The sequence below is a fragment of the Sinorhizobium fredii NGR234 genome (assembly GCF_000018545.1).
Lineage (GTDB): Bacteria > Pseudomonadota > Alphaproteobacteria > Rhizobiales > Rhizobiaceae > Sinorhizobium > Sinorhizobium fredii_A.
In genome coordinates, this window is record NC_012586.1 from 1,948,723 (window position 1) to 1,971,244 (window position 22,522).

Consider the following 22,522-nt stretch of genomic DNA (forward strand, 5'->3'; position numbering starts at 1 on the left):
TCAAAAATCGGTCAATAGCCGGCTCCAGCTTTCGGACGCGAGGCCGCCGATATAGATGTCGCCGCCGAGCGCCGCTTGCTTGATGTCGGCGTGGCGGGTGACCATGCAGAAATAGCCCCGATGGCGGAAGCACAACCACCGCTGGCGCGAAATCGCATTCATCAGGAATGGCTGCGCCATGCCGGTGGCGAGGGCATAGCCTTCCGCGTCGAGGCAGGCGTACATTGCCGCGGTGACGTCAGCTTCGCGGCCGTCTTCGCAAAGCAGGTTAAGCACGCTCGCCATGCCGTTGGGCCTTCCGAAGAACAGGAAGGCGCCGATCGTGCGACCATCGTCGACAACGACCTTCCTGCATTGCAGCGTCCCGAGGCTCCTGTTCATCGCTGCAAGGTCGACGAGCCAGTCGAACTCGGATTTCGACCAGGTGGGACGGACCGAAAAACGCTCGAGCATCGGTGCCGCGCAACGGAGAAACTCATCCAGGCTTGCTGTCCTCGCCTGGCAGCCCGTCGCGACCGTCGGTTTCGATGACGGGCTCCACCATCGCAGCACGCGGTCGATCAACCCCAGTGCGCCAACGACCGGACGCGCTCTGAAGATCGGGAGGCGCCGGCCGGCGAGAACGGCTGCGGCGGCGAGCGGCCGGAAGAAGCGCTGCCATTCGAGACTCTGGATCGGCAGGATGACGCCCCCGCCGGCAACGCAGTGGTCGGCACTTACCGGCGAGGAGCTATCGGAAAAACACAGGTCCTGGCGAACCGCCCGCACGCTGCGGGCGAGCCGCGCCGCGCCGGCAGCACCCGTCTTGCCATCGACCATGAAGGCGCAAAGTAGACGCGCCACGATCCGGCGGCCATTGACGTCGAACTGCATCGGCACCGAAAGAATGGCGCTGTCGATGTCGCCATTGCCCTTTTCATGCACGATGCTGCCCTGTTCAGGGGTATAAAAAGGGGCACCGAAGAAGACGGTGGCGATGTAGCGGCAAAGGTCCTCCCCGGCCGCGCGGTCGCGCCTGCGAAACACCTTGTTGAACAATCGTCCGATCGCCGGAATATCGGCGCGTCCCATCGGGCGCGTGCCGGCCGGGCATGGCGGCTCCACAATGCCCGCCGGATGAGCCGCAATTTTCCGCAACTCAACTCCCATGCACTATTCCCACCGGAAACTCGCGTGCCGCCCGCTCCCGGTCGCGGCGCACGAAGCGCAGGAAAACGCTCCATGTGGCGACCACCATGGCGATCTCGATGAGATAAAAGGAGACGAAGGTGCCGGCCGGCGGGGCGTACCAGCTCGCCGCGGCAGCAAGCCCGGCCCCGGCGATGCTTCCGAGCCCCATCACGGTGGCCCGGGCGGCATGGTAGCCCGAGGCGCCCAGGGCTTCCACCGCCACCGACCAGATGGCGAGCGGCACGACCACCCATGCGAGGCCGCGCACAAAGCCGACAAGGGAAACATATTCCTGGCCGAACAAATAAGGCAGGACCGGCGCGAGCGCGAAGACCGTCAGGCCCGCTGCAAGGCTGATGCCGGTCGCCGCGCCAAGCACGCGCAGAACCCGTTGCAAGGCGTGGTGCAGGCCGGCCGTCGTCATCCGCGCCGAGCCCGGATAGATGAGGCGGTTGAGCGCCTCGACGGACAGGAAGCTGCTCTCGAGCATCCGCCGCGCCACGCTGTAGCTCGAAACGATCTCGGCCGTGGTGACGAGGCTCAGGACGAGCAGGTCGGCATTCTGCCTGAGCGCGCGCAGAATGAACGGAATGCTGAAATAGAGGCCCTGCGGCAATTCCTCCCGTACGATACGGTAACGCGGCGCGCCGAGGCTCTTGATGGCCCAGAGACAGGCCGCGGCCACCAGAACGTGGCAGATGAACTGCCAGACGGCCCAGGACGCTACGGTCGAAACGCCGAAAGCCAGGCAAGCGAGGGCCGCGGCAACGGTACGCGCCACAGCGAAGCCGACGACGACCTTGTTTGCGGAGGCGAAATCCGAATGGGCGATGAAGATCTGCTCGGCCAGAACGATGACGCGGACGAGGACGATGTTGGTGACGAGCATCAGCGCAATCACCGCAAAATTGGCGAGCGGGTCCGGCGAAAGCGTGAAAAAGAACGGCAACGCGACGGCGCCGGCCAGCATGAGGGCGAGCCCGCTTACCGATGTCAGCAGGATGTTGTGGCCGAGCATTTCCGGATAGATCGTGCGATCCCTCGCGACGCGCCGCACCAGGCATTCCATGGCGCCCAATCCGCAGAGATGCACGGCAATGCTGGCGACTGCGGTGATGGCGACGAAGACGCTGAACTCATCGACGCCGAGAAAACGGGCGAGGATCGCGAAGGTCAGAAGCTGCGCCGCGGAACCGAGCACGAGGCTGCCGCCGGATGCCACATAGGACAGGATCATCGGCAGGAACGGCTTGTAGCCCCGCGATTCCGTTAAGCCTTCCGAAGACATCCGATCTGCCTTGTCGATCTTGCGCCACGGGATCCGGTATCCAAAGGCCATGGCTTGCCGCAGCCTCCCGCCGATCCCCGGGCGCAGACTAAGGCGCAGAGATGATTGGGCGGTTAACATACGCCCAACAATTGAATTTCAGCTTCCGTTTACCCGAGTGCGCTAGTGTCCGCCGGACCGAAAACCATCCCATAGCCGAAGGAGCGTTCGTGCTGCAGCGCGACAATCTTCCCGACGTCAGCCTGGCGAACAGCCCTTTGCCTCGCCTCGTTCGCTTCATGGACATCGAAATCGAACTCGCGCCCGACGTCCTCGTCCCGCGCGAGGAGACGGAACTGCTAGGCCGGAACGCCGTTCAGCGGCTTCGCGACCGGACGGGACCGGTGATGGTCATCGACATGTGCTGCGGCTCGGGGAACCTCGCGCTCGGCATCGCCGCCGCCCTGCCGCTCGCGCAGGTCTTGGGCGCGGACCTCACCGACAGCACCGTCGCGCTCGCCCGCCGCAACGTCGGGCTGCTGTCGCTGCAGCAGCGCGTGTCAATCCGGCAGGGCGACCTGTTTGCGGCGCTCGAAGGCGACGGCCTCGAAGGCGAGATCGACATGATCGTCTGCAATCCGCCCTACATCTCGACGTCCCGTCTCGAAGGCGACAGCGCCCATCTGCTCGACAGCGAGCCGCGCGAGGCCTTCGACGGCGGTCCCTACGGCATTTCCATCCACCAGCGGCTGATCCGCGATGCCGTCGCCTTCCTGAAACCGGGCGGCTGGCTGCTGTTCGAATTCGGCGAAGGACAGGACCGGCAGGCCGCAGCCCTGCTCAGCCGCGCCAAAGCCTACGAGCCAGTGAGCTTCGCCCATGACGCGCAGGGCAAGCCGCGCGTCGCCATCGTGCGCAAGATGGGTGCGTCCGGCGACGAGGGCAGATGAGATGAGCGACATCCGTCCGCTCGTGGATGCCGACATCCCGGCCATTGCCGGCCTGTTTCAAAAGATCTTCCGCAACAGCAACGCGGCCCCGCCGCCCGCGCTGGTCGACTATCTTCGCTACCTGTACCTGGAGGCGCCCGGCTACGACCCGGAGGTCGCGCCGCTCGTCCACGTCAACGACAGCGGTCGCATTTCCGGCTTCGTCGGGGTCAACGCACTGCCGATGCGCTACAAGGGCCGGCACCTGCGCGCCGCCATCTGCGGCTCGCTGATGGTCGAGGGCCGTGAGAGCGACCCGATGGCCGGCGCCCGGCTCCTGAAGGCCTTCCTGGCCGGGCCGCAAGACCTTTCCTTCAGCGAGACGGCGAGCGAGGTCTCGACGCAAATGTGGACGCGGCTGCGTGGCATCGTCCTGCCGCAGTACAGCCTCGATTGGGTCCGCGTCCTGCGCCCCGCCAGCTTCGCGCTCGAGCTTGTCTCGCGCCGGATCGGACCGACTCGCGTCCTTCGCCCGCTGGCCCAGGCTTTCGACGAGCGCCATCGCGGTAAAATGGGACGCGGCGAACTGCGCTGGTCGGCCGTACCCAAAGACGCCGGCCTGCCCGGAGCTCTCCAGATCGCCGACATCGATGCCGGATCCTTTGTCGGGCTCTTCGAAGGCTTGACCAAGCAATTCGCCGTGCAGCCCGCCTGGGCGGACGGCCAGTTCGAGCATATCCTCCAGGACGCAATCGATAAGCCCGAGTTCGGCGAACCGGTCCTCGCTGCCGTCAAGACCCGCGCGGGGGCTGCTGTCGGTGCCTTCTTCTACCACCTCAAACCCGGGGGGACCGCGCGGGTTCTGCAGTTGCTTTCGCTGCCGGGGCAGGCAGGTCCCGTACTCGACTGCCTGATCGATCACGCAGCCGCCCGCGGCGCCGCGGCGCTCCGCGGCCGTACCCAGCCTGCCCTGCTCGAAGCGATGATGGGCCGCCGCATCGGTTTCGTCCACGCGGCCTCGACGGTTGTCCACTCGCGCGATGAGGAACTCGTCGACGCCTTCCGGCACGCGCAGGGATTCGTGAATGGCCTCGTCGGAGAACATTGGAGCCGCCTGATCGGCGGCTCCTTCGATAAATAGATGTAGGGATCGCGGCAGTCTGTCAGGCCGCGCGCACCGCGTTCAGCGGGATTTCGATATCGACTTCCAGCGTCGAGACGGTCTCGCCGCGGTCCATCTTGACGGTCACCTTGTCGCCGTCCACCTGCACGTGCTTGGCGATGACTGCGAGGATTTCCTCGCGAAGCTTGGCCACCAGATCCGAGTGTCCGACAGATGCGCGCTCGTGCGCCAGCAGGACCTGCAGACGCTCGCGCGCCGTCGGCGCCGACGTCTGTTTGCTGAAGAAACGGAATATGCTCATGCTGCCCTCCGTCCGAACAATTTGCCGAGAAAGCCGCGCTTCTCGCCAGGAATGGTCATCGGCACCGTTTCGCCGGCAATCCGGCGGGCGGCGTCGAGATAGGCAAGCGCCGGAGCGCTCCGGCTGTCGGCAAGCGTGACCGGTGCGCCGAGGTTGGAAGCCTTCAGGACGTCGGTGCTCTCCGGTACGATGCCGACCAGCGGGATCGACAGGATCTCGAGGACATCGTCGACCTTCAGCATGTCGCCGCGCTCGGCGCGGGCCTGGTCGTAGCGGGTCAAGAGCAGATGTTTTTCGACCCGCTCGCCGCGCTCGGCCCGTTCGGTCTTGGCGTCGAGCAGGCCGATGATGCGATCGGAGTCGCGCACCGATGAGACTTCCGGATTGGTGACGATGACGGCGATGTCGGCGTGCCGCATCGCAAGCGTCGCGCCGCGTTCGATGCCGGCCGGGCTGTCGCAGATGATCCAGTCGAAGTGCTTCTTGAGCTCGGCCATCACCTTCTCGACACCCTCGGCGGTCAGGCTGTCCTTGTCGCGGGTCTGCGAGGCCGGCAGCAGGAAGAGCGTGTCGAGCCGCTTGTCGCGGATCAGCGCTTGCGGCAGCTTGGCATCCCCCTGGATGACGTTGACGAGATCGTAGACGACCCGCCGCTCGGCGCCCATGACGAGGTCGAGGTTGCGCAGGCCGACGTCGAAATCGACGACGACCGTCTTCTCGTTCCTCTGCGCCAGCGCCGCGCCAAGCGCGGCGGTCGATGTCGTCTTGCCGACGCCACCCTTCCCCGATGTAACAACGATTACTTTCGCCATCTTCCCGCTCCTGTATGCTGGCCGGCCGCCGGCTCAGTTAAGTCTCTCTGCCATGATCGAATCGCCTTCCAGCCAAAGCTGGACGGGCTGCCCGCGAAGGTTGGGGGCCATATCTTCCGCCGTCTTGTAGACGCCATCGATTGCCAGCAGCTCCGCTTCGAGCCGGCGGCAGAAGATGCGCGCCGAAGCGTTGCCCACCGAACCGGCCAGCGCCCGCCCCCGGAGCGTCCCGTAGACATGCACCGATCCGCCGGCGATGATTTCCGCGCCCGAGGCGACCGACCCGACGACGGTGACGTCGCCTTCCGGGAAAATCACCGACTGGCCGGATCGCACCGGCTCGCGGATGACGATCGACGAAATCGCCCGTGCCGCCTGCGGCTCCACCTGTACGCTCGGCGCCGCAGCCTGCGGCGAAGCGGCGCCAACCGGTTCGACGGTCGGCCCGGCCGGAATTTCGAAGTCCGGGGCCGGGCGACCGCCCTTCATGGCCGGCGGCATTCCCGGCTCGAAAAGCGACGGGCGGCCGCCTTCGATACCCATGATCCGAACGTTGCGCTTGCCGAGCTCGTCGATCAGCTTCTTGAGTTCGGCCCGGTCGATTTCGAGGTCAGCGACATCGAGTACGACCGGCCGACCCAGGAAAAACCCGGCCGAGCGCGAGGCCAAGTCATCAAGGCGGGTGAGCCAGGCGTCGAGCGGCGGCTCCGGTGAAAGCACCAGCGCCAGGAACGAGCGGCCCTTGATGCGGATCGAGCGGGTGTCTGTTAGCACTTTGGTCATCTACGTTAATTTTCCGTTGCCAAAGATGTAGGCGAGTCACGGTTAACAAATGGTTAATTTCGCTACCCTGCCCGGGGCTGGAGGCGCGGCTTCAACGGCTTGGAAATTGCGGGGCAGACAGTCGATCAGCGACAAAGTTGGCCCGGAACTTGCGGCATCATGAACCTCGAGGGGGCCGTGAGCGACAGTGGAGCAAGCGGTAGTTGCGGGGCAGTCACCCCCTCTGGCCTGCCGGCCATCTCCCCCACAAGGGGGGAGACGACTCGCGGCACCGACCTCGCTCCCTCGAAGCGTTCCACTTGCTGAAACCGCTGGCTGTGGCGAATCGGCAGCCGCACATATTCTCCCCCCTTGTGGGGGAGATGGCCGGCAGGCCAGAGGGTGTGTTACTTCGGCATCACGCGTGGCCGCGAAAGCCGCCCTTTTTCACTCGCCGATTTCCGCGACCGGCTGCACGAGCTGCGGCCCGAGGTGCAGATAGCGAGTCGCCTTGCGCTTGGCGGCAATGTCCGCCCACACGCGTTCGACCTGCGCTGCGGAAAGGTCAGCGGCGCGGCCCACGTCTTCGGCGCTCAAGCCGTTGTTGAGGCCGTAGAGGCACAGGTCCATCCGATCGTAGGGGAGCGAGAAATAGAACTCCTCCTGCGTCTGCTCGAGCGAATAGGTATCGGTGGTCGGCGGCCGTCGGCGAATCTCCTCGGGAACGCCAAGATAGGCGGCAAGCGCATAGACCTGCGACTTGTAGAGATGGGCGATCGGCTTGACGTCGGCAGCGCCGTCGCCGTTCTTGACGAAGAAGCCCTGGTCGTATTCGAGCCGGTTCGGCGTGCCGAGGACCGCGAAGTTCAGCCGGTCGGCGTGATAATATTCGAGCTGCTTGCGGGTGCGCTGCTTCATATTGGTCGCGGCGACGATACCGAGATAGACGGAAGGCGGCATGCGAAGCTTCGTCTGTTTGCCTTGCGGGTCCTGAACCACCAGCGAGGAGATGTTGTAACCGTCACCCTCCAGCGCATTGGCGATGACGATCTTCGACGCCCAGCCCGGCCCGTAGTCCGGGACCAGTTCGCGAATGAAGGCGTCGCGCCGCGCATAGCAGCCCATGGCGGCAAGCGTCGGCCCGATGTCCTCGACGATTGCCTCGACGCCATAGGTCTCGGCCACCAGCCGGCCGAGCCGGAGGCTTTCGGGATCGGAATCGTTCTCCGGCATGAACAGGCAGAAGACGTTTTTCGCGCCGACGGCGCGCACCGCGAGCGCCACCGAGACGCTCGAATCGATGCCGCCCGAAAGGCCGAGCACAAGCCCGCGCTTGCGCATGCCGCGCAATTGGGCGCGCAAGCCCGCGACGATGCGATCGGTCTCGGCGGCTCCGTCGATCTTCAAGGCATCGGCGGAGAAAGTGAACCTTTCCTGGTCCGGGTGGATGTTCATTCTGCGGCCTCCAATGTTTCGGCCGCCAGCCTGCGGCTCACCTTGCCCGTGTCCGTCTTCGGGAGCTCGGCGCGGAATTCGACGACCTTCGGCACCATGAAGTCCTCGAGGTGACGGGCGCAGTGGCGAATGATGTCCTTCTCTGTAACGGTCGGATCGGAGAGGACAACGAGGGCGCCGATGGCAGCCCCGAGCACCGGGTCGGGAATGCCGATGACGACGGCCTCTGCGATACCCGGATGCGCATGCAGGACGGTCTCGACCTCCTTCGGCGCCACCTTCTCGCCGCGCGTCTTGATGATGTCGTCCTTGCGGCCGACGAAATAGAGGAACCCCTCAGCGTCGGTGCGGAAGAGATCGCCCGTGTAGAGCACCTTTTCCCAGGGGTTGGGCCCGGGGCGCAGCATGCGCTCGGTGGCCGCCTCGTTGCGCCAGTAGCCTTGCATGACATGCGGACCGCGGATCACCAGTTCGCCCGGCACGCCGGGCGGCACGCGCTTGCCGTCGTCATCGACCACGAAGGCTTCGGTGTTGGGAATGGCGATACCGACTGAACCGGGCCGGCGATCGAGCTCCTCCGGCGGCAGATAGGTGCAGCGTTTGCACTCCGTCAGGCCGTACATGGAATAGAGCCGGGCGGAGGGAAAAAGCTCTCGCAGGCGCGCGATATGTGCCGGCGGCAGGGCCGCGGCGGTATTGGAGATATAGCGAAGGCTCGCCAGGAAGCCGGGTTCGAGGTCGCGCATCTGCAGGATCATCGCGGCCATCGTCGGGACCAGCGGGAAGCCGGTGACGCCTTCGGCGCGAATGCGTTCGAAGATCGCCTGCGGGAAGGCGAAGGATTTTTCCAGCACGAGCGTAGCGCCAAGCCGGATCGCCATCAAAAGCTGATAAAGGCCGTAGTCGAAGGCCAGCGGCAGGACGTTGAGGATGACGTCGTCCGGGGTGTTGCGCAAGTAGGTGGTAATCGAGTGAGACGCCGCATCGATATTGCGATGCGTCATCATCACGCCCTTCGGACGGCCCGTCGATCCGGAGGTATAGATCAGCATGGCAAGATCGACGTCGATGCCGCCGTGCAGGACGAGCACCGGCTCGGCCTCCAGGCACGCCTCGAAAGAGGCCGCGCCTTCCGGCGTGCGGCCGCCCGGCGTCGCGGTCGAAGCGACGAAAAGCGGCTTCGCGGACGAAAGCGCCCGCGCCTCCGCGACGATCGGCATCAGTTTCGCCTGGGTCAGAATCGCCGCCGCCTCGCAATCGGTAATGATATAGGCGAGCTTGTCGGCCTTCGTGGAGGCATTGACCGGGCTGAAGGTCGCGCCGGCCTTGAGGATGGCGAAGATCGCCACTGCCGCTTCCCAGCAATTGTCCATGAAGACCAGGACGCGGTCGTTGGCATTCACTCCGCTCGCGGCAAGTGCGGCGGCGAGCCGGGACGAAAGATCGTCCAGTTCGTCGTAGCTCAGCCGCGTGCGATCGGTGACCAGCGCCGTCTTTGTCCCGTACGCCGCGGCGTTCCTGATAAGGAATTGCTCGAACCTCATGCTCGTGAACCCCGCCCCTACCGCCGTTTACGCCGTGACCGGCACGGCTTTTGCCGCGATGAAGGCAGAGATGCGCGCCAGCGAATCGAGATTCGCCGGAACGATATCGGCATCCCCCATCACGATACCGAACTGGTCCTCGATGAAGGCGACGAGTTCGAGGACGCCGGTCGAATCGATGATGTCGTTCTCGATCAGCGAGGCGGTATCGTCGAGGTCGTAGGAGGTGTCGCCGAACAGGAAGTTCTCGATGATGAAGGTCTTGACCTTCTCTTTGATCGCCTGGGTCATATGTTTTCCTTTCCCTGTTTCCGTTTCAGGCCGCTTCCGCCTTGCGGATGCGCGTGCCTGCAAATGTCTGCAGCCAGAGCTGCGTCGAGAGAATGCCGACGAAAGCCGCGTTGTCGCGGAAGCCCGAGGCGGGACGCGAGCGGCATTTCTCGTAGAGCTTCGTCACCGCCTTGGCATTGAAGAGGCCACCCTCGGCCACGGCATCCTCGCTCAGGGCGCCGCGGACGTAATCGAGCTCACCCGGCCCGGTGAAAGAGTGGCTGTCGGGGGCGCGATAGGGCTGCTTCACCCGCCTGCCGATGGCGGGCGGCAGAAGATCCTTCGTTGCCTCGCGCAGGATGTGCTTCTCGGTAAGGCCTTTGAGCTTCATCTCCGGCGGCAGCTTCGCGGCAAACTCGACCAGCCGGTGGTCGAGGAAGGGGAAGCGTCCCTCGATCCCATGGGCCATCGCCATCCGGTCGCCCTGGCTGGAGAGGATGTAGCCCGGCAACAGGAAACGGCTTTCGAGATATTGCGCCTGATGCAACGGATGCCATCGGCGGAAATCCTGCGGGAGCCGGCCGATGAGCTCCGCAGCGGCATCGTAGTCCTTCAGTTCAGCGCGCAGGTCGCCGGAAAAGAACAGTTTCGTCGCAGCGGTGCCCTTGAGGCGCGGCCGATGCGAGAAGAGCGGGTCGTCGAGCGGCGCGTCGCCGGCGCCGAAGAAGGCGGCGAGATATTCCGGCGACTGCTGCTTGAGACCCGGGAGATAAGGATAGAGCTTGCGGAAGAGATGCGGCCGGATGCTCGAGCCCGGCTGTCGCCCGCAGAAACGGCGCACCCGCGCTTCCTTGAAGATGTCGTAGCCCGCGAAGACCTCGTCGGCGCCTTCGCCGGTCAGCACGACCTTAAGCCCGGCCTCGCGCACCAGCCCGGACAATTGGTAGAGCGGGGCTGGCGCCGTGCGGATGATCGGTCTCTCGGTGAAGCGGATGACATCCGGGAAGACCTTGGCGATGTCGCCGGCGCGGCAGGCGATCGCGCTATGCTGCGTGCCGAGTGCTGCGGCCATTTCCAGCTGGAAGGCGCTTTCGTCGTGTTCGGCGCTGTCGAAGGTAACCGAGAAGGTCCGAAGCCCCTGCGGCGTCATGCCGGCCGCCAGCGCCGAGACGATCGACGAATCGAGCCCGCCGGAGAGATACGCGCCGACCGGCACGTCGGCCCGCATGCGGATGCGGGTCGCGTCCGCCAAAAGGGCGCGCAGTTCCTCGGCGGCACTTCCTTCGTGTGTGTAGCCTGAGGGCTGATCCCGGTCCGGGTATTGAAGCTGCCAGTAGGGTCTCGTCGTGACGCCACGCTGGTCGACGATCATCACATTGGCCGGTTCAAGCTCGAGGATATTGCGAAACGGCGTGCGGGGCGCGATCGGCGCCCAGAGGGTAAAGATCTGGTCGAGCGCGATCGGGTCGATCTCCGCCGAAACGCCCGGCACCTGAAGGAGCGCCTTGACCTCGGAGGCGAAATAGAACGTGCCGCCCTGCGCGGTATAGAAAAGCGGGCGCACCCCCATCCGGTCGCGCGCCAGCATCATCCGGCAGCGCCGGGCATCCCAGATCGCGAAGGCAAAATCGCCGTTGAGCAGCGAAACGCAATCCTCGCCCATCTCGTCATAGAGGTGGAGGATGACCTCGGTGTCGCTCGCAGTGCGGAAGCGGCGGCCCTTGGCGCGAAGCTCGTCCCGGAGTTCCACATAGTTGAAGATTTCGCCGTTGAAGGCGATCGTCAGTTCGCCACTCGCATCCGGCATCGGCTGCTGGCCGTCGCCGAGCCCGACGATGGAGAGCCGCACATGACCAAGCCCGGCCTCGGGCACGGTGAAAATGCCCTGTCCGTCCGGGCCCCGATGCGCAATCGCGGCCGTCATGCTTTCGAGAAGCGCCCTTCCGTCCCGTATCGAGCCAAAATAGCCGCCAAAACCACACATATGAAAATCGCTCTCACGCCCCGCAACCGCGCTGAACGTATAGCCTGAATGGGCAGAGCAAGCGTTAACTTGCACAAGCTTTTTTCGATGATGGTAAATTATTCAAAAGAGGGTCATTGACGACGAAAGACGGGAATAAATATCAATACTGGTTTTGTTTAGTATTTTATTAGAATTCACTGGAATTTTTGCGAACTTTATACATAAAAATACCCCGCCAACCTGTGAACGCCTCAACGCTCCGGTCCCATGGGCATCCGCAGAGCACCGGGGGCCTGGCGTGGTTTCCTTTTTATTAAGAAATTCGGTTCAATTTTTGCGATCAAGCGCAATATCGCTCGGAGCGCATGATGAGCTACGATTGGACCGGCGAACGCACGCGCCGAATGAAGATGATGAGATACGGCATTGCCATCGTTCTGACGGTCGGCCTGCTTCTCGCGGCGACGTCCTGGACCTTGCATTCCATCTAACGGGAGCCCGTCGCCCCCTCTGACCTGGCAGCAAGCGGCGCCATCGGGACACCTTTCCCTTTGCCCGATGTAACTTCTAGCTCGAATTGAGTAAGCTCTAAACCTTGACGGGTGGCTCTGCCGGGAGTGGAATCCGTCGTGAGGCGCATGCCTGAGGCCGCCGAATCGCAGTCCGCTGCACGGCGGCCTCACCAGTTCGAGGGGCGATAGGTGGACCCCGCCGCATAACCGATCAGCAGCTGCGCGGTTCACCTATTTGACCGGTATCTGCGGAGATGGCGCGCCAACGATCCGCCGAGATCGCCTGGGAACTGAAATCGCGGATTTGCGTGTTTCCTGACGCAGCGCAAGGAGGTGATATGCAGCCGAGATTCATGTCGACTGAGGCGTTTCTACGCGTCGAGAAGGAATGGCAGCACCTGCGCCGGGCGGCGCACAAATTGGAGATCGAGGCCAACCGGCCTGACGATCAAAACCTCGAAGGCATGGCCGGCTCCGAACTCACGGAGTCACCCGTGGACCGTATTAAATCTTCGTAACCTATTGAAATAACACTGGACGCGACCCCTGCTTCTTCTAGATGCTGTTGCGCTATCGGTGGCCTGCGCGGCCCCCGAATTCCCGCCACAAGGAGCGCGCCTGATGTCTGGCCGGGTCGTCATTGCTGCTGTTGCCGTGGTCTGCACCCTGGCCGGCATCGCCATCGCGCCGCTGGTGACGAAGGTTCCCGGCATCGGGTCGTTCAACTCGACCGTCGACGCCCATACGGACCCCTCCGGAAAATCCACGAGCAAGGCCGCGCATGGTTCCGGCGCGCAGGGCGTCGCAGTCCAGGTCGCCAAAGTCGAGCAGCAAGACTTCCCCGTCGTCATCAGCACCTTCGCCAATGTGCAGGCGCCGGAGACCGTGGAGGTAAACGCACGGATATCGAGCCAGATCGTCGGCATTCACGTCAAGGACGGAGCGATGGTCAAGGCGGGCGACCTGCTGTTTTCCCTCGACGACCGCGCCCTGCAGGCCGAACTCAGCCGCGACGAAGCGATACTGGCGAAGGACACGGCGCTGCTCGCCGACGCGGCAATCGAACTCGACAGGGCCAGGACGCTGCGCGACGACAACACCGGCACGCAGCAGGCCTACGACAGCGCGCTCTCGGCGCAGCAGTCTGCCAAGGCGACCGTTGCGGCCGACCAGGCGACCGTGGAGGCGGACAAGGTCGCCATAGACCTGACGCGCATTCGCGCCCCGATCAGCGGACGCCTCGGCGCCGTCCAGGCGACGGTCGGCGATCTGGTCGGCACCTCCGGCAGCGCTTCACAGACGAGCCTGGTCACCATCACCGCCATCGACCCGATCGAGGTGGCTTTCCATCTGCCCGAAGACCATTTGCAGGCCTTCAAGGCTCGGCTCGGCTCCGGCACCCCACCAACCGTCACGGCACGGCTCAGCGGCACCCCCGAGATCATCGGCACGGGCGTGCTCGACTTCATCGATTCCGCCGTCGATGCGGCAACCGGCACGGTGTTGATGCGCGCCAGGTTCGACAATGCCGGGCAGAAGCTCTGGCCGGGCCAGTATGTCAATGTCGATATCGAGGAAACGACCCTTGCGAAGACGCCGGTTATTCCCGCCGTTGCCGTCCAGGCCGGCCAGAAAGGAGACTTCGTCTACCGGCTGAAAGCCGACGACACGATCGAACTCCGTCCGGTCGTCGTCGCCGCCAATGACGGGCAGGACGCCGCGATCGGTTCGGGGCTGGCGCCCGGCGACCGGGTCGTGACGGAAGGGCAGTTGCATCTCAAGGCCGGCGACAAGGCGCGCGTCGTCCAGTAGCCGGCAAGTCATGGAATACGGTCATGTCGATTTCCGAATTCTGCATTCGCCGCCCGGTCGCAACGCTGCTGATGTCGCTGGCCCTCGTCTTCGCCGGTCTCTTTGCCTATGCGGCCCTTCCCGTCGCGGCGCTGCCGCGGACCGAGTTTCCGGTGATCAACGTCTCGGCGGCTCTCCCCGGCGCTTCGCCGGAGACGATGGCGACCTCCGTCGCAACCCCGCTCATCAAGCAGTTCGACACCATTGCCGGGATCGACAGCATATCGACGAACAACTCGCTCGGCTCGACGTCGATCTCCATTCAGTTCGCGCTCGACCGAGATATCGATGCGGCGGCTGCCGACGTCCAGGCGGCGATTACCCGGACGCTACGAACCCTGCCGCAGGACGTGCCCTCCCCGCCGAGCTTCCGCAAGGTCAACCCGGCCGATGCGCCGGTGCTGCTTCTTGCCCTGAAGAGCGACACCGTGCCGCTCACCAAGCTGGATGCCTTTGCCCAGCAGGTGATCTCGCCGTCGCTTTCCACCCTCGAAGGTGTCGCGGAAGTCTCGATCTTCGGCAGCCAGCAATTTGCCGTGCGGATCGAGCTCGATCCCGACGCGCTCGCCGCGCGCGGCATCTCGCTCGCTGAGCTGCAGAGCGCCATTGCCGCGGCCAACGACAATTCGCCGCTCGGCACGGTGCAGTCGACCGGACGGCAGATGACCATCATTGCCGACACCCAACTGCAGAATGCCGCCGCCTTTTCCAAGGTGATCATCAAGACAGCCGATGGCAAGGCGGTCCGGCTGGGCGACGTCACCAAGGTCATCGACTCGGTCGCCAATACCCAGACGGCGAGCTGGCATGACGGCGCGCGGGCGATCATCCTCGCCATCCAGCGCCAGCCCGATGCCAATACGGTGGCGGTCGTCGACAAGGTCAAGTCGATGCTGCCGACATTCCAGCAATCGCTGCCGGCAGGAGCGTCGCTCGAAACGCTCAACGACCGTTCCGTCTCGGTGCGGGGCGCGGTCGACGACGTCGAATTCACCCTCGGCCTGACGATCGGGCTGGTGATCCTGGTGATCTTCGTCTTCGTGCGCCGCCTGTCGGCGACGCTCATTCCGGCGCTGGCCGTGCCGATCTCGATCATAGCCACCTTCGCGGCGATGTATGCGCTCGGCTTTTCGATCGACAACATCTCGCTGATGGCCCTGACGCTCTCCGTCGGCCTCGTCGTCGACGACGCCATCGTCATGCTGGAGAACATCGTCCGGCATATGGAAGAGACGGGACAGAACGCCTTCGAGGCGGCGATCGCCGCGTCAGGCGAGATCGGTTTCACCATCATCGCCATCTCGCTGTCGCTGGTCGCCGTCTTCATCCCGGTCCTGCTGATGGGCGGCGTGATCGGCAAGATCTTCGACGAGTTCGCGATCGTCGTCACCATCTCGATCCTCGCCTCCGCTTTCGTCTCCCTGACGTTGACGCCGATGCTGGCGGCCCGTTTGCCCCATAAGCCCGCCGAACCGGACGACCGGCACGGCCCCGATGCGCTGCTGGAGCGCGGTTTCGATGTGCTGCTGCGCGGCTACGAGCGGTTGTTGACATTGTGCATCCGCGCTCGCCTTGCCGTGCTCGTCCTGTTCCTGGCGAGCATCGGCGTGACGGTGTATCAGGTCAGCGCCACGCCGAAGGGGTTCTTCCCGCAGGAGGATATCGGCCAGCTTCAGGTGACGACGCAGGCGCGGACGGATATTTCCTTCGCGGCCATGTCGGCCCTGCAGGCCAAGGTCGAAAACGTGTTCGCCCGCTCGCCCTATGTCGCCCACGTGGCAAGCTCGATCGGCTCGGGCGGCGCCGGATCGTCCGCCTTGAACTCCGGAAGGCTCTTCGTAGAATTGAAGCCGAAGAACGAGCGCCCGTCGCTCCCCCGGATTCTTTCCGAACTGCGTCCGGCGCTTGCCAGTATCGCCGGTATCAAGTCTTCCATCACCCCGGTACAGAATCTCTCCGTCGGCGCACGCAGTTCCGCCAGCCAGTATCAACTCGTCGTCCAGGGCCTCGACCAGGCGGCGATGAACGCGTGGGCGAACAAGCTGACCGAGGCGATGCGGGCCGACCGCGCCTTCTTCACCGATGTCAGCACGGACCTCGAGAACAACGCCCCGCAGGCGCGCCTCGTCGTCGACCGCGACAAGGCGGCAGCCCTCGGGATTTCGACGGATGTACTGCGCACGACGCTTTATGGCGGCTTCGGCTCGGAACAGATCTCGACCATCTACACCTCCGGCGACAGCTACGAGGTCATCATGGAAGTCGACCCGGCCAGAAGCTGGTCCGCCGCCTCGCTTGCCGAACTGCAGGTGCCGACCGCCGACAACAGGCTGGTGCCGCTCGGCGCCTTCGCGCGCGTCGATACGGTTCCGGGCCCGCTGACGGTCAACCAACTCGGGCAATTGCCGGCGGTGACCATCTCCTACAACCTGCCGACCGGCGTGGCGCTCGGCAACAGCGTCGAGGAGATCGGCCGCCTGAAGGCCGAGATCAGCATGCCACAAGACGTGACGACCCGGTTCTATGGCACCGCGCAGCTCTTCCAGGATGCCGCTTCCAACCAGGCCTGGCTGATCCTTGGCGCCATCCTGACGATCTATATCGTGCTCGGCATCCTCTATGAGAGCTTCATCCACCCGCTGACGATCCTGTCCGGCCTGCCGTCGGCAGCCTCCGGGGCGCTCGTGGCGATCAGCCTCGGCGGATTCGACCTGTCGATCATCGCGGTGATCGGGCTGTTGATGCTGATCGGCATCGTCAAGAAGAACGCGATCATGATGATCGACGTGGCGCTGTCTCTGCAGCGCAACGGCATGCCTGCCGCGGAGGCGATCCACCGGGCATGTCTGATGCGCTTCCGGCCGATCCTGATGACGTCGCTGGCCGCGCTCATGGGGACACTGCCGATCGCGCTCGGCAGCGGCGCCAGCGCAGAACTGCGCCAGCCGCTGGGCGTCGCCGTCGTCGGCGGCCTGCTCGTCTCGCAGCCGCTGACGCTGTTCGTGACGCCGGTGATCTATCTCTACATGGAGAGCCTCGCCGACGGCATCAAACGGCTGTTCGGCTACAGCGCCGTGCGTCTTATTAGACGCACAAAGGTCGCTGTAGCACTTTGAATTGCTGCATGTTTTTCTCCTTAAATCGGTTGCGATTTAAGGAGAAAAACATGCAGTAGCGGCCGCTGAGCCAGGCCGCCATTCCGTGATCAGCGCAATCCATGGGTGGCGTGCGACAGGGCCCGTTCGATGCCGCGCAGTTCCGCAAGCCCTTTCAGGCGGCCAATCGCCGGGTAGCCGGGCTGGGCGCCGCGGGTGAGATCGTCGAGAATTTCCTGGCCATGGTCCGGCCGCATCGGGATCTGGTGATCCACGCGTCCGGCGGCGCGACGGCGTTTCTCCTCGGTGAGCAATTCGGCGATCACCGCCACCATGTCGGTGTCTCCCTCCAGATGCTCGTCTTCATAGAACGAGCAAGGCGTCCTCTCTTCCTCGCGGCGAACATTGCGGAGATGGATGAAATGGATGCGCGGCGCGAACTGGCGGACCATCGCCGGCAGGTCGTTGGCGGCACGGGCGCCGAGCGATCCGGTGCAGAAGGTGACGCCGTTGGCCGGACTGTCGACCTCCCTGAGCATGAAAGCATAGTCCTCGGCGGACGAGAGAATGCGCGGCAGGCCGAGCAGCGGCCATGGCGGATCGTCCGGATGGGCGCAGATATTGATGCCGACCCGTTCGGCGACTGGCGTCACTTCGGCGAGAAAATCGACGAGGTGGCGCTGCAGTCTGTCACGGCCGATACCGGCATAGGTCTCCAAGTGCGCCCGAAGCTGCGGCAGGCTGTAGCCATCGGCGGAGCCCGGAAGGCCCGCACCGATGTTGCGAGACAGGGCGAGGCGCCGCTCCTCCGTCATGTCGCGGAAGCGCCGACCAGCCGCCTCGCATGTCGCTATGTCGTAGTCTTCGGCGGCGCCCGGCCGCTGCAGCAGATGGAGGTCGAAGGCAACGAAGTCGATCCGGTCGAAGCGCATCGCCTTGGCGCCGTGACGGGCAGTCCAGCGCAGGTCGGTGCGCGTCCAATCGAGCACCGGCATGAAATTGTAGCAGACGGTGCGGATGCCGGCCGCTGCCAGGCGGCGCAACGTTTCCTGCCAGTTGGCAACGTGCTCGCGCCAAGGGCCGGTCTGCGTCTTGATGCTTTCCGACACCGGGACGCTTTCGACGACCTCCCACTCGAGGCCGCCGTCGCGGACCTCTTGCTGCCGCTTCTCGATCTCCTCGACCGGCCAGACGTCACCGGTCGGGATATGATGCAGCGCACTGACGATACCGTGCGCGCCGGCCTGCGCCGCGTCCCGAACGCTTACCCGATCCACCGGTCCGAACCAGCGCCACGTATGTCGCATGTCAACTCCTTCCGAGCGGGATGAGGAAAAGTGTGGGCGGTTTTCCGCCCGCATCCCGCTCCATTAGAACTAGGAATGAAATGTCAGCTGCACCTTGCAGGCTCGCGAACGGTCGCCGGCCTGCTCGAAGGCCTCGACCGCCTGATCGACCGGGAAGGCATGCGAAATGATCGGCCGGACATCGATCCGGCGCGCGGCGATGAGTTCGACAGCGCGGGCGAATTCATCGTCGAAGCGCTGCGATCCGATCCACCGCAGCTCCTTGCCGACGAGCGCATTGAGCGGCAGGTTAATATCGCCGGTCACCCCGACCTGTACGATCAGGCCACGCGGCCTGACCGCCGCGATGGCGCTGCGCAGCGCCGGTTCGGCGGCCGAGCATTCGAACACGACGTCGAACTGGCCCTTGTCGGCCTCATACTGGGCCAGACCCGCCGGCTCGCGGCGGACGTTGACCACCCGCGTCGCGCCCATGGCCTTGGCTCGATAGAGCGCCGCGTCGGCGAGATCGGTGACCACGATCGTCTCAGCCCGCGCGTGGCGCGCCGCCGCAACGACGAGCGCGCCGATCGGCCCCGCTCCGGTGACGAGCACCTGCTTCCCGACGAGATCTCCTGCCTGAGCAACCGCATGGAGGCACACCGCCAGCGGCTCCGCACAGGCCGCCTCGCCGGCGCCGACCAACGTGCCCGCCGCGAAGCACTGGCTGGCCGGAACGACGAGCCAGTCGCGGAACATGCCCTGCGCGTGGGGCAGCCGCATGGCGCTACCCATGAACTGCATGTTCAGGCAATGGATTGCGAGCCCTTCCCTGCAGAAGCGGCAGGCGCCGCAAGGCTGGCTTGGATTGACCGCCACGAGTTCGCCGATCGTAAGTCCGGAGACGCCGGCGCCGAGCGCCGCTACATGGCCCGAAGCTTCGTGACCCGGGATGATCGGCTCCCGCACCCGGACGGGGCCGAAGCCGCCGTCCTGGTAGTAGTGGAGGTCGGAACCGCAGATGCCGCCGGTCGCCATCTTCAAGAGAACCTCGCCCTCGCCGGGCTCGGCGACCTCCGCGATCTCCATCCGGAGGTCGCGCCGTCCGTAAAGCCGGGCGACGCGCGCCCGTCTTGCCACTCCCGCCATCATCGGATCAGCCCGACTGCACTCGGCAGCCACAGCGTGACCGCCGGGACGAAGGTGATGAGGATGAGCGCGATGAAGAGCGGCAGGAGCCAGGGCAGGATCGCCATCGTCGTCCGCTCGACAGAGAGCTTCGCGACGCGCGACAGCACGAAGAGCACCATGCCGAGCGGCGGGTGCAGCAGGCCGATCATCAGGTTGAGGGTCATGATCAGGCCGAAATGCACCGGATCGATGCCGAACTGGGCCGTCAGCGGCAACAGGATCGGCACGAGGATGGTGATCGCCGCGATCGTATCCAGGAAGCAGCCGACGAACAGCATCAGCAGGTTCACCAGGATCAGGAACACCCATTTGTTGTCGGTGATCGTCAGGATCGCCCCCGAGAGCAGCTGGGCCGCCTGGCTAACCGTTAGCAGCCAGGCGAAGATCGAGGCGGCCGTGACGATGAACAGCACCGAGGCGGTCGTCTCGATCGTGTCGAAGGTCGCCCGCGCCAGCGTCGACATCGTCATCGTCCGATAGCGCACCAGGCCGAGAAACAACGACCAGAGGACTGCGGCGACGGCGGCTTCGGTCGGCGTGAACCAGCCCATCGTCATGCCGCCGATCAGGATGACCGGTGTCATCAGCGCCATGACCGCAGAGAAATCGAAATACCAGTCGAGCGCGAGGAGCGCGACAAGCGCCAGGCCGACGGCGACGTTCATCGACAGTCCGGCCGCCATCAGGAGATAGATGAGAACCGGCACCGCAAGCACGACGACCACTTCCAGCGAAGCGGAAAGCAGCCGCTTGATTTCGAAAGGCGTGTCGGAGCCCCAGCCGCGGCGATAGGCGAAAATCGCGACCGTCAGCATCATCAGCACCGTCATCACCACGCCCGGTACGATGCCGGCCATGAACAGCGCGCCGATCGAAACATTGGCCATCATGCCGTAGATGACGAAGGGCAGCGACGGCGGGAAGATCGGCCCAAGCGTCGCCGATGCGGCGGTGACGCCGACGGCGGTCTCCACCGGATAACCGTGGTCCTTCATCGCCTTGATCTCGATCGTGCCGATGCCGGCGGCATCGGCAAGCGCCGTGCCCGACATGCCGGAAAAGATCACCGAGCCGATGATGTTGACCTGCGCCAGGCCGCCCTTCATCCAACCGACGAGGGCGACGGCGAAGGAATAGATGCGGCCGGTGACGCCGGCGGAATTCATCAGATTGCCGGCGAGGATGAAGAACGGCACCGCCAAGAGCGGGAAGCTCTCGACGCCGGCGATCATCCGCTGCGCCGCGATGATATCCGGCGCGACGTTGTAGAACACCAGATAGAGGACCGACGCCACGGCCATGGAAATGGCGACGGGCACGCCGACCACCATCAGCACCAGAAACGAACCAACGAGCAGGAGCATGGATCAGCCCTCCACCTTCTGGAATTCCTCGGGCTTTTCGAGAACCGAATAGCCGCGGCGTTGATTGGCGATAAAGACCTGGATCGAGCGGACGAACATCAGCACGAAGCCGGCCAAAACGCTGTAGAAGACGATGTTGCGCGGCAGGTCGACGGTCACCATGCGTTCATGGGCGACGATCGCCACGTAACGCCACATCAGCCAGCAGGCATAGGCAAAGAAGCCGATGCGCACGAGATCGACGAAGATCGCCATCGCCCGTGCCATCGGCCGCGGGAAATAGTGATAGAGCACGTCGACCTGGATGTGCCGCGAGACGCGCACGCACATGACGGAGCCCAGGAACACGACGCCGATCAGGCAATTGGTGGCGATCTCCTCCGTCCAGGCGTAGGAATCGTTGAGCACGTAGCGGGTGAAGAACTGCAGGAAAACGCACCCCGTCATCACCCAGAAGATGGCGAGCGTCACCCAATCCTCGACGGCGTAGGCGGAAACGTCCGCGGTTGGCGGAGCCTCGTCGAAGGTATGGGCGATTTCCTCCGGCGTCGTCTGCAAATGGACTTCCTGGGACATGGCGTTTATCCGACGGTTTGGGAAACGGATGCCGGCCCGCCGTCGCAGGCAAGCCGGCATGAGCGGTTCACTTGACGGCGCGGATGGCCTCCCAGTCTTCCTTCTTGTAGCCGAAGTCCTCGAGCGCCACCTTGTCCATGACGGTGGTTTCGAAATCGGCCTTGTCGACCTCGGCGACGTCGATGCCGCGCTCCTTGAAGGTCGAGACGAGCGCCTTCTCACGCTCCTCGATGATCTTGGTGGCGCGCTCGGCGGCCTCCTGCATCACCTCGGTGAAGATCTGCTTGTCGGCATCGGAGAGCTGCGACCACAGCGACTTCGAGACGACGGTGTTCAGGTGATCGACGATGTGGCCGGTCAGCACGATGTGCTTCTGCACTTCGAAGAACTTTTTCGCCTCGATCGTCGTCAGCGGGTTCTCCTGGGCCTCGACCGTGCCGTTCTGCAAGGCGAGATAGACCTCGGCAAAAGCAATGGGCGTCGTGTTGGCGCCGCAGGCGCGCGGCATGGCGAGATAGGCCGGGACATCGGGAACACGCATCTTCAGCCCCTGCATGTCGGCGCATTTGGCGATCGGCCGGTTCGACGTGGTGTGGCGCGTGCCGTAATAGGTAACCGCGGTGATGTGGTTGCCGGACGCCTCCTCATAGCCCGCCGCCAGCCGCTTGAAGACGTCGCTCCTGGTATAGGCGATCAGATGGGCGGGGTCGCGGAAGGTGTAGGGGAAATAGGTGACGCCGATCGGCGCATATTCGCGCGCCGCGAAGCTAGAGCCGGAAATGATGATGTCGACCGTGCCGAGCTTCAGGCCCTGGTTGAGATCCGCTTCCTTGCCGAGCTGCGAGGCCGGAAAGACATCGACCTTGTAGCGTCCCTCGGTGCGCTTGCCGATCTCCTCGGCGGCCCAGACGGATTCGGTATGGAACGGCTCCGAGGTCTCGTAGACATGCGCCCATTTCAGCGCCGTCTGCGCTTGTGCGGCCAGGGCCGAGCCCAGAATAACCGCGGTTGCACCGAGTAGCATTAACAGTCTGACCTTCATCTTCTT

General features: G+C 64.5%; 20 protein-coding genes. 6 read left to right on the forward strand and 14 right to left on the reverse strand.

The window, feature by feature from the left end; all coding sequences use genetic code 11:
* Entirely contained in the window at positions 1-1,149 is a 1,149-nt protein-coding gene (locus tag NGR_RS09165; protein ID WP_015887979.1) for a hypothetical protein, read from the reverse strand.
* On the reverse strand, positions 1,139-2,458 hold the full coding sequence (locus tag NGR_RS09170; protein ID WP_164924114.1) for a lipopolysaccharide biosynthesis protein: 1,320 nt from the start codon (positions 2,456-2,458) through the stop codon (positions 1,139-1,141). The genes NGR_RS09165 and NGR_RS09170 overlap by 11 nt, the downstream gene beginning before the upstream one ends.
* Positions 2,459-2,559: 101 nt before the next feature.
* On the opposite strand from NGR_RS09170, the gene NGR_RS09175 reads away from it, so the two are divergent.
* Positions 2,560-3,387: a N5-glutamine methyltransferase family protein gene (locus NGR_RS09175; protein ID WP_015887981.1), complete on the forward strand. Its 828-nt coding sequence runs from the start codon at positions 2,560-2,562 to the stop codon at positions 3,385-3,387.
* A 1-nt stretch (position 3,388) separates the two neighbouring features.
* Positions 3,389-4,507, forward strand: coding sequence for a hypothetical protein (locus NGR_RS09180; RefSeq protein WP_015887982.1), 1,119 nt, complete (start codon positions 3,389-3,391; stop codon positions 4,505-4,507).
* 22 nt (positions 4,508-4,529) lie between these two features.
* Here NGR_RS09180 and minE read toward each other — a convergent pair whose 3' ends face one another.
* From minE to asnB, 7 genes are all read right to left on the reverse strand, one after another.
* Entirely contained in the window at positions 4,530-4,790 is a 261-nt protein-coding gene (gene minE, locus NGR_RS09185; RefSeq protein ID WP_015887983.1) for a cell division topological specificity factor MinE, read from the reverse strand.
* Positions 4,787-5,602, reverse strand: coding sequence for a septum site-determining protein MinD (minD, locus tag NGR_RS09190; RefSeq protein ID WP_015887984.1), 816 nt, complete (start codon positions 5,600-5,602; stop codon positions 4,787-4,789). The genes minE and minD overlap by 4 nt, the downstream gene beginning before the upstream one ends.
* Positions 5,603-5,635: 33 nt before the next feature.
* The gene (minC, locus tag NGR_RS09195) at positions 5,636-6,385 is read right to left on the reverse strand and encodes a septum site-determining protein MinC (RefSeq protein ID WP_015887985.1); all 750 of its coding nucleotides are present in this window, start codon (positions 6,383-6,385) and stop codon (positions 5,636-5,638) included.
* 426 nt (positions 6,386-6,811) lie between these two features.
* Complete coding sequence (nadE, locus tag NGR_RS09200; protein WP_015887986.1) at positions 6,812-7,819, reverse strand: NAD(+) synthase; 1,008 nt, start codon at positions 7,817-7,819, stop codon at positions 6,812-6,814.
* Positions 7,816-9,363: a class I adenylate-forming enzyme family protein gene (locus NGR_RS09205; RefSeq protein ID WP_015887987.1), complete on the reverse strand. Its 1,548-nt coding sequence runs from the start codon at positions 9,361-9,363 to the stop codon at positions 7,816-7,818. The genes nadE and NGR_RS09205 overlap by 4 nt, the downstream gene beginning before the upstream one ends.
* Before the next feature lie 27 nt (positions 9,364-9,390).
* Positions 9,391-9,654, reverse strand: coding sequence for an acyl carrier protein (locus tag NGR_RS09210; protein ID WP_015887988.1), 264 nt, complete (start codon positions 9,652-9,654; stop codon positions 9,391-9,393).
* Between the two features lie 25 nt (positions 9,655-9,679).
* The gene (gene asnB / locus NGR_RS09215; RefSeq protein WP_164923974.1) at positions 9,680-11,617 is read right to left on the reverse strand and encodes an asparagine synthase (glutamine-hydrolyzing); all 1,938 of its coding nucleotides are present in this window, start codon (positions 11,615-11,617) and stop codon (positions 9,680-9,682) included.
* Positions 11,618-11,967: 350 nt separating this feature from the next.
* Between asnB and NGR_RS33560 the strand changes: the two genes are divergently transcribed.
* From NGR_RS33560 to NGR_RS09230, 4 genes are all read left to right on the forward strand, one after another.
* Positions 11,968-12,090, forward strand: coding sequence for a hypothetical protein (locus tag NGR_RS33560; RefSeq protein WP_015887990.1), 123 nt, complete (start codon positions 11,968-11,970; stop codon positions 12,088-12,090).
* Between the two features lie 359 nt (positions 12,091-12,449).
* Positions 12,450-12,629 (forward strand): hypothetical protein, encoded by a 180-nt coding sequence (locus NGR_RS09220; RefSeq protein ID WP_164923975.1) that lies wholly within the window; start codon positions 12,450-12,452, stop codon positions 12,627-12,629.
* Between the two features lie 103 nt (positions 12,630-12,732).
* Entirely contained in the window at positions 12,733-13,923 is a 1,191-nt protein-coding gene (locus NGR_RS09225; RefSeq protein WP_015887992.1) for an efflux RND transporter periplasmic adaptor subunit, read from the forward strand.
* Between the two features lie 23 nt (positions 13,924-13,946).
* Complete coding sequence (locus NGR_RS09230; protein ID WP_015887993.1) at positions 13,947-17,078, forward strand: efflux RND transporter permease subunit; 3,132 nt, start codon at positions 13,947-13,949, stop codon at positions 17,076-17,078.
* 89 nt (positions 17,079-17,167) lie between these two features.
* On the opposite strand, the gene uxuA is transcribed toward NGR_RS09230, so the two are convergent.
* The 5 genes from uxuA to NGR_RS09255 form a co-directional block, all read right to left on the reverse strand.
* Complete coding sequence (gene uxuA / locus NGR_RS09235; protein WP_015887994.1) at positions 17,168-18,364, reverse strand: mannonate dehydratase; 1,197 nt, start codon at positions 18,362-18,364, stop codon at positions 17,168-17,170.
* Positions 18,365-18,433: 69 nt separating this feature from the next.
* Positions 18,434-19,495: an L-idonate 5-dehydrogenase gene (locus NGR_RS09240; protein ID WP_432654007.1), complete on the reverse strand. Its 1,062-nt coding sequence runs from the start codon at positions 19,493-19,495 to the stop codon at positions 18,434-18,436.
* Positions 19,492-20,898: a TRAP transporter large permease gene (locus tag NGR_RS09245; RefSeq protein ID WP_015887996.1), complete on the reverse strand. Its 1,407-nt coding sequence runs from the start codon at positions 20,896-20,898 to the stop codon at positions 19,492-19,494. Before NGR_RS09245 ends, NGR_RS09240 begins: the two co-directional genes overlap by 4 nt.
* 3 nt (positions 20,899-20,901) lie before the next feature.
* Entirely contained in the window at positions 20,902-21,474 is a 573-nt protein-coding gene (locus NGR_RS09250; RefSeq protein WP_164923976.1) for a TRAP transporter small permease, read from the reverse strand.
* 67 nt (positions 21,475-21,541) lie between these two features.
* Positions 21,542-22,516, reverse strand: coding sequence for a sialic acid TRAP transporter substrate-binding protein SiaP (locus NGR_RS09255; RefSeq protein ID WP_015887998.1), 975 nt, complete (start codon positions 22,514-22,516; stop codon positions 21,542-21,544).
* Between the last annotated feature and the right edge of the window lie 6 nt (positions 22,517-22,522).